Source organism: Burkholderia sp. MSMB1498, from assembly GCF_001526245.1.
GTDB classification, from domain to species: Bacteria; Pseudomonadota; Gammaproteobacteria; order Burkholderiales; family Burkholderiaceae; genus Burkholderia; species Burkholderia savannae.
Map to the genome: position 1 here is coordinate 1 of NZ_LOYJ01000069.1, position 1,119 is coordinate 1,119.

The window sequence follows — 1,119 nt, forward strand, 5'->3', positions numbered from 1 at the left end:
TCGCCATCGATATGCGGCGCCGGTACGTCGGCGAGCGTCGCCGCGCCCGCCGCGCGCTGCCGTGCGCGCCACGCGGCGAGCTCGTCGTTGACGGTCAGCATCGCGTCGCGCGCGGCGTGCCGCAGCCGCTCGCGTGCCACGGTGCCGTCGAGGCGCATCGCATCGCGCAAGGCGGACAGGTCGATGTCCGGGAAGAAGCCGTCGTTCGTCAGCGCGCCGTCGATCGGTGTGGCCGCGACGGCGGGCGCGGCGGTGGCAACAAAGCTGTTCATGGTCGGTTCGGAATGAGGTGGCGGTGGACCGGCGCACAAGGCCCGTAGGATCGACCGCGACACGGCATAAAGAGCACGGCCGTACTCGTCGATCGGGGCGCTTTGTTCGATGAAAGTGATGTTTGCGCTTGCTTTTTGCTCTTCGGGCGGCATGTTGTGAATGTGGTCTCGTGTGGTGGGGCAGCAGGGCGTCACAACGACACCCTCAGCCGTTTAGTGCTTCGCTATCATCATGCATAGGGTCAGGCGAAGGCAAGACAGACAACGATGCGAAACATTCCGGAATGGACTATCCAACTTGCATGGGCGATATGTAGCGTATTTGCGACGGGCGCAGTCTGGTACTTTCTTTCGCTCAAGCAATACAGCGAGGCTGCGTATGCCGCAGTCGGCGCGCTGATACTCGCGGGCGTTGCAATCTACCTCCATCGGCGCAAGGACAAAGCTGACGCAGCGGTATCGCCCGCAGATGAATTTGCACGCAGATACACCGGCCAAGCATCTGACATCCGGTTCATCGAGGCCCTTCCAAAGTTGCGGCGTGTTGTATACGACAACGCACGCGAGGGATGGGATACGGGAGTTACCGTCGAAATGCGCCAGGCAAGCTATGACCTGATTGACTTCCTCGAATATGCCTGGATGAGATTGGCAGAGTTTTATCCTGCGGGTCACTTTGGCCTTCGAGGCCGCCGAGCGTACATCCGCAACTTCATTCGCGATCGATTTCAATTTCATCGATCGAAGCACGAACCAGACGGGCCGGGAACTGAGAGGTGGCCGCGCAAATTCGGACAGTCGGGTAAGTGGAATGCCCGGGGCCTGAGCCAGCGATAATGCAGGCAAA

2 protein-coding genes are annotated in these 1,119 nt (G+C 60.7%); one reads left to right on the top strand and one right to left on the bottom strand.

Features of this window, described 5'->3' with window-relative positions; translation table 11 throughout:
• A partial coding sequence (locus tag WS91_RS37360) for a head completion/stabilization protein (protein ID WP_331458332.1) occupies positions 1-311 on the bottom strand: 311 nt, incomplete at its 3' end.
• Positions 312-539: 228 nt separating this feature from the next.
• Between WS91_RS37360 and WS91_RS35905 the strand changes: the two genes are divergently transcribed.
• Complete coding sequence (locus tag WS91_RS35905; RefSeq protein WP_156432373.1) at positions 540-1,109, top strand: hypothetical protein; 570 nt, start codon at positions 540-542, stop codon at positions 1,107-1,109.
• The last annotated feature ends 10 nt before the right edge of the window (positions 1,110-1,119 follow it).

Coding starts and splice junctions, on each gene's coding strand:
- WS91_RS35905 (WP_156432373.1), top strand. CDS start 540: ATGCGAAACATTCCGGAATGGACTATCCAACTTGCATGGGCGATATGT.